Source organism: Vibrio ichthyoenteri ATCC 700023 (assembly GCF_000222605.1).
Classification (GTDB): Bacteria; Pseudomonadota; Gammaproteobacteria; order Enterobacterales; family Vibrionaceae; genus Vibrio; species Vibrio ichthyoenteri.
This window is the reverse complement of record NZ_AFWF01000212.1, coordinates 1-6,927: the sequence shown is the minus strand read 5'-3', so window position 1 is coordinate 6,927 and position 6,927 is coordinate 1. Positions and strand designations below refer to the sequence as shown.

General features: G+C 36.4%; 6 protein-coding genes. All 6 read left to right on the top strand.

Annotated elements, in window-relative coordinates:
- Positions 1 to 97 precede the first annotated feature (97 nt).
- Complete coding sequence (locus RH85_RS14965) at positions 98 to 391, top strand: helix-turn-helix domain-containing protein (RefSeq protein ID WP_039949135.1); 294 nt, start codon at positions 98 to 100, stop codon at positions 389 to 391.
- Between the two features lie 432 nt (positions 392 to 823).
- Positions 824 to 1,861, top strand: coding sequence for a replication initiation protein (locus RH85_RS14955; RefSeq protein WP_006713543.1), 1,038 nt, complete (start codon positions 824 to 826; stop codon positions 1,859 to 1,861).
- Between the two features lie 268 nt (positions 1,862 to 2,129).
- A complete protein-coding gene (locus RH85_RS14950; protein WP_006713542.1) occupies positions 2,130 to 3,395 on the top strand; it encodes an AAA family ATPase in 1,266 nt (421 codons plus the stop codon).
- Positions 3,392 to 4,363 carry a ParB family protein gene (locus tag RH85_RS14945; protein WP_006713541.1) on the top strand — a complete coding sequence of 324 codons (972 nt, stop codon included), beginning with the start codon at positions 3,392 to 3,394 and terminating at the stop codon, positions 4,361 to 4,363. The genes RH85_RS14950 and RH85_RS14945 overlap by 4 nt, the downstream gene beginning before the upstream one ends.
- Before the next feature lie 309 nt (positions 4,364 to 4,672).
- Positions 4,673 to 5,506 carry a hypothetical protein gene (locus tag RH85_RS14940; RefSeq protein WP_006713540.1) on the top strand — a complete coding sequence of 278 codons (834 nt, stop codon included), beginning with the start codon at positions 4,673 to 4,675 and terminating at the stop codon, positions 5,504 to 5,506.
- Between the two features lie 83 nt (positions 5,507 to 5,589).
- A complete protein-coding gene (locus tag RH85_RS14935; protein ID WP_006713539.1) occupies positions 5,590 to 6,780 on the top strand; it encodes a hypothetical protein in 1,191 nt (396 codons plus the stop codon).
- Positions 6,781 to 6,927: the final 147 nt, after the last annotated feature.

Here is a 6,927-nt window from a genome sequence, read left to right as displayed (position 1 = left end):
GTTGCGCGCACACTACATCATGTAGATTATATCGTCAATTACATAAGATACCAGTACTACCTAAAATAAGAGTTCAATTTTTTAAAATCGTACTGGTATGTCTGAACTTGATAAGCGCGTTCATAAAGCTCTATTAGAAACTAATCTGAGTAATTCAGAGATTGCTAGAAGGTGTGATGTTGCCCGTTCCACTGTGGGTTTGTGGAAGAGGGGTAATGTTGTGAGGAGTGATAATCTAGTTAATCTTTGTCGAGTGTTGGGGATAGATGAGAATATTGAAGGTAATCTTCGTCCTCATCAAAAATCAATTGTTAGAACTATTTCATCATTACAGCCTAAGCATGATCATATTCTGGAAACGTTAGATATCTTGTTGAAGAACTTGAGCTAATTTTTCAACAATGACTATACAAATCTATTTTTACTATTAGATTTATTAAAACTATTAGTTATGTAATCTATTAACTATAGACTACATAACTAATTGAAAAATAATGACTTTGAGCGAAATATAATACACTCTTGTTTGCAATAAGATCTTTCCAGTTTGCTTTAAGATCTTTTTTGTTTGCTTTAGGATCTTAACCTAGTTCATTGTTTACTTTTTTTGCCCTATTCATTACAAATTTATTTGCTTTTCCTCTTTTTTATTCCGTTTTATGCTACTTTTTTGTTTGCTTTTATTCTTACTTTGCTTTCTCTGCAAACTTTTTTGTGAACTATCTTCTAATAATACAGTTTTGTTTGCTTTATCCTGTAATTCAGGGCTATCATTCCTATTATCAAACAAATAAATTTGCTTTAGCAAACTAATATGTATCATATGAGTAAAACACCACGTAACCTACCAAAGCATATAAAGAAAGGGCATGAACTTGTTTTTTCTCAACAGGATCTCACGGCTCGTGAAGCTAACATTTTTGGCCTTATGGTTGCCAACATGAAACCCGATGACTGGAGTGAGCAAACGCCTGAGTATCGTTTTACAGCTGGTCAGCTTTCAGAATGGCTTGGTTTAAATAACAGAGCTATAGGATCTCAATTGAAGCAGGTTGTAAGCCGGTTATCTTCTCGAAAGATCGGCATTATTGTTGATAAATCTGATGATACCGAGTTCGAGTTTACTCCTCTGTTCAAAAAAGTTATTTATAAAGATAGGGTTTTGACTCTAATCCCAAATGATGCCTTAGCGAAGGAGTACATCGAGTACAACCAAGGTTTTTCTCTTATAAATACTAAGAGTTTCCTTGGTTTAAAAAGAGAATACACTAAAAGGTTGTACGAAATATTGTCGAGGTTTAAAGGTAACGGAACAAATCTAAAACCTATTGATATTGAAGATCTTAAAGCTTTTATGGGCCTTTTAGATGAAAATGGAAGATTAAAAAGTAATAAAAGTTCATTTAAGAATACTAGTGTATTTATAACTCGATGTTTAAGAGACAGCATCGAAGAGTTGAGTACTGATTTAAAAACAAGAAAAGAAATCTTGTTTCAAGAATCAGAGGATGGACTGGGAATTAAGTTGCATAAACATGGTCGGCACATTTATGCAATTGAGTTCCTTTATCATTGGATAAGTCCTTCAATTCCAATCGAGAATTTGTGCTTTGAAGAAGCCAAAAGAACTATAACTCGATTGGAGACACAACGGCTGACAACTGATAGCCCTTTGACTGACGATGAACTTATTCTTCTCGCTCATTCGTATCGTTCTATTGATGAAGAAGATCGAGCGGCAGCTGTAGAGCAAGCGTTGCTCACGAGAGAGCGTTCGGCTTCTAAGACCAGTATGGAAGATAAATCTTTTTTAAGTAAGCTTGCTGAGCTTGAAAAGATGAACGACAGTAAAGGGTATTAATTACAGGGTCCATTTGTACGAATACTACCACTACCAGACGGGCAGTTCTTACCCCCATCATTTCATTAGTCTACGGAACCTGACCTAACGCTAATTCTAGATGAATTATTTATACACTCAACGTACTCCTAAACTGTGATTTTATGATTGTGTACAGGAAAGTTTGCTTTTATTGGTAAGCAAACTTTTCTGTACACAATCTCTCCTTACACATCTCATTTTATACTTGATTAGGTTTTCTATTTTATTTGTTTACAATTAGCTGTAAATGCAGCATTATGGCATTAAAGCAATAATGCTGCATGTTTTAGGTTTTCTCACATCAATGGAGGCTATGTTGAATTCGGAATTAAAAACTGTTTCTAAGCGAGCTAATCAAATGCTCTCTTCTTTAAGCTATGAGATAAAGAGTCAGAGGGAGGAGTTTGAACAGGATAAGTTTCATCTTGTTTTTTCAAAAGCCTCAGTAGCAAAATTACCTGGTTTAACTCGTGCAATCGTTGATAAAGCTATGTCCGAAATGGAAGGTAATGGTTATATTTTTGAAAAGCGACCTGCTGGTTCTGCTGAAAAGTATGCTTTGACTGTGGAAAATATAATTGACGTATATGCTCATCGCGGATTTTTAAAGTACCGTAATCGTTTTGATGACGCTTTTGTTGTATTTGTTACTAACCTTAAGGGCGGCGTTTCGAAAACTGTTAGTACAGTATCATTAGCTCATGCGTTAAGAACGCATCCGCATTTAATTAAAGAGGATCTTCGGGTTTTAGTTATCGATTTAGATCCTCAATCGTCCGCAACAATGTTCTTAAATCATGAAAGCTCAATTGGTTCTGTTGATAACACAGCTGCTCAAGCTATGCTTCAAAACGTTACGGTTGATGAACTTATAGATGATTTTATTATACCTTCGATTGTAAAGGGCGTTGATGTAATGCCGGCGTCAATTGAAGATGCATTTATTGCATCTAAATGGGATGAGTTATGTGGCGAATATCTAAAGGGAGAGAATTCGTTAGAAGTGTTGAAAAACAATGTTATCTCAAAACTGAAAGGTCATTATGATTTCATTTTTGTGGATAGTGGACCGCATCTCGATGCTTTCTTGATGAATTCATTAGTGAGTGCTGACGTATTAATGACCCCAGTACCGCCAGCTCAAGTTGACTTTCATTCTACGTTAAAGTACTTAACGCGACTACCAGAACTTGAATTCATACTCAAAGAGTCTGGCGCATCCATTTGTATCAAGGCTAATATTGGTTTTATGTCCAAGCTAGCTAATAAGGCAGATCATAAACTTTGTTTAAGTTTGGCAAAGGAAGTTTTTGGAAGAAATATGCTTGATGCAACGCTTCCTAGACTTGACGGTTTTGAAAGATGTGGTGAATCTTTTGACACTGTTATATCTGCAAACCCATCAACGTACGTGGGTAGTTCTGAAGCTTTAAAAAAAGCAAAAGAATCTGCGGAAGATTTTGCAAAAGCTTTTTTTGACCGCATAGAATTAATTAGATTGGAGGTGTCATGAGTAAACAACGTAAAACACTGGGACGTAGTCTTAAGAATTTTCCTCAATCAACCTCGATGCAAGACGATTCTAGTTCCAATATTGTTTTTACATTAGCTTCTGGTTTAAAAGCAAAATTTAGTTTTATATCAATTCCATTTGATGAAGTAAACGAACAAACATGGGTTAGGTTTGAAGTTAACGGACGAGATCAAAATGCACTAACTAGAGAAGAAGTTAGTGATATTATGAGGACGATAAAGCATCAACAATTTTTTCCTGCGATAGCGATCAAAGCCTCTGGGAAATTTGAAATTTTGGATGGCTCTCGGCGTCGTATGGCTGCAATCTATCAAGGTGTTGCCTTGAATGTTCTTTATACGGAAGATAACCTTTCGATGGACGATGCTAAACAATTAGCTAAAGATATTCAAACGGCAAAAGAACATAGCTTACGAGAGATTGGGTTAAGGTTATCTTTAGTAAAAGAGCATCTTCAATGTGATAATAAAACATTAGCAAAAAAAGAAGGGCTATCAGAGGCTAAAGTTAGTCGAGCTCTACAGGCCGCTGCTGTGCCAATTGAGCTTGTTACGCTGTTTCCTTCCCAATCAATTTTGAGTTACGCCGATTATAAATATTTACTTGATTTGTCGAATGCACTACAAGTATTGGGCGTATCATTAGCTGATTTCTGTTCTGATGTAGTTGGTGATATTAGTAATTTAGCTATTTGTAATAGCGATGATCTTAAGCATCAAATAATTAAAATTATAAAGTCTCAGTTTAACTTGATTTCTGCAAAAAATGACACAGCTAAAACGGTTACAGAAAAATTGTGGAATTTTGAAACTAAGGATTCCTATGCGAGGAAAAAAATCAAAGGGCGTAGTATTAGTTATGAATTTAATCGCATTCCTAAAGATTTGCAAAATAAGCTAGATGAAGCTGTGAAACATGTTTTGGAAAGTGAACTTCGCCAATGGTGATTTTGTTGTAATTAATTGAAATTAAATAAAAAAACACCACACGCAAGGTGATTTCAATATGAAATCGCCAACCCTTTCCCCTTTCTGGATAGGGCTTTTCCCTTGGGAAAACCCTTCCCTTGATAACCCTTTCCCCTTTGGCGCAGCCTCCCCTTTTTGTTTGCGCGGTTAGTGAGTTCAATGCTGATACTTGCTAACAATAGTTATTTTTGTCGCAGAGAAAAGTAATGTGATTTGCTGATGTCAGGTGATGGATTCATTATCTCTCGGTTTGCTGTATTGGACGGCATTGTAGAGATTATATAAATAATGGAAAAGAGTTACCTGCTTCAACAGTTTGTTGACCACTTTAAAGGTGCGGCGAGTATTCGCGCTTTAGATAGAGATGAAATTTGGTACGCAAATCAGGCTTACCAGCAAATGGTGCATCGTGCTTCTAGCATTCGAGAGGCCATGCTAAAAACGAATACTGACGCTGAACATCAAGGGATGATTTTTTGCGAGTATGTTGAGCAGCAATTCAAGAAAACCAATCAACCTACTTTTGCATTTGAATTATACGACGGCATGTATGTCAGTACTGTTAGATTGTTGGTTCAGTATAATGAATCCCCAGCCATTCTTACCCTTATCAATGAATCTAAGATTTTACCAGAATATCTGGATAATGATCTCTACACGACTCCTATCGCTCAATACATCAATGACGAAATCTCTTTTGATACTAACTTTAACGTCATAGAAAAAAATGAGCTAATTAAAACATTTGTCTGCAATTACGAGGGTTTTGCTTTCATCCGCGATCTTGAGGAAGATGCTACGCATTATGCAAATGCTCCTTATCTTTCTTTTACACGACAAGCTGAGAGCTTGGCAGAACTGCAAGAAAGCATTGATGATGATTTTGTTTCAGAAGGGCTTTCCTATTGTGAGTACGTAGAGACCGTGTTTAAACAGAATCTTCAACCTACATTCGCCTTTGAGACTGTTGGAGACACCTCTTATGTATCACTGCGAGTTTTAATCGAATACAAGGGTATGCCTGTGATTCTGACGTTAATATCTGAATGTTTGGGGATTATTTCTCGTTTTAGCAATGATGTATGCCAAAGTCTAGTGAACCACCGTTTACTATCAAAATGACAGAAATAAATCGTATTAATTGAATTTTTAAAAAGAAGAGCATTTTGCTCTTCTTTTGTTTTTTAACCATAAAAGGTGATGTTATGTTCTTACGTCGATTTCATTTGACGTTATCTTCTGTGATTTTAATGTTCTTATCAGGCTGTTCATTGCTAGAGGTAAAAATTGATTCGCAGACGACTCCGTTAACTCAACAAGAGTTGAATATGCGAATCATGACTCGTGAGTATGCTCAGCAATTTTTTTCTCAAGTTGAGCAAGCCGCTGACGTACTTCATCAGCGATATGATGTTAATGATAAGGTACATCAGTCTTATATACTTCTTTGGAAGATCAATGCCGAAGAAGGGCTTCAATCTGCATCTTATCAAGTATCTCCTTTTGCTGCTCTGATTGATACTTGGGTATATGTGTCTCAGATGAATGTGTTTTATAACCAAGGTAATGGTAAAGATTTGTTTGTGGGGAAAATGAGAACTGATCAAAGTGTTGCCGAAAATGAAGCGAAGCAGGTATCGGCACATTTGATTAAAGAGTTTGACGCATTAGCAAAAGCATTATTAACACCAGATGCGTACAAGGAAACGAAACTGTTTGTTGATGATTTTGTTAAAACCTATCCATTCTCCGATCTTAGTATGATCCGAACGCCTGCTTATCGAGCGTGGTTGACGGAAAATAAAATAAATCAAAATGAAGCAATAGCAACGTTAGGCACGATGCCAGAAGCTATTGGTGATGTATCAGACAGGCTAAGTTTAGTTTCTGAGCAAACACCTAAAATTATGACGTGGAAAGCACAACTACTTGCGTTAAATAGCTCAGCAAGTATAGAACAAGTTAATCAGGCTTTAGATAGCTTGAAAATTACCGCTGATTCATTAAGTGATTTCATCGCCAATAATCCGCAATATATGAGTCATTTAGCTCAGGAAATGGCGATCTATTTACAGCCATTAGTAGACGATATTGATAAAAAAACGGAGACACGTCTAAGTCAATTAAGTGTAGAGCGGCAAGCGCTTGAGAACATGGTTGCTCGTGAACGACATGAAGTTGCGTTAATTATTGCCCATGAAAGAGAGATGCTGGCCCACAATTTGGACCAGGTTTCACAACAGGTAGTGAGCTTGGCAATGGATAAACTGATTGAGCTGATAAAAAGTACTATCCTATATTTTGTATTATTTATAGCGACCATTTTCTTTGCTCCTTTATGGGTTGGTTATATGTTGGGTAAGCGAACTCAAGTCAAAGTTAAGTTAGAAAAGTAGTTAGTTTTATCCCCTTAAAAAAACCGCCTTCAATGAGGCGGTTTTAGTTTGTATTATGAAGATAAATCAATCATCTCGTGTTGGCAGGTTTGGCACTCAAGGATGGTGACGCTTTGCTCTCGCGAGTATTGATTATCTGGTCCAAAA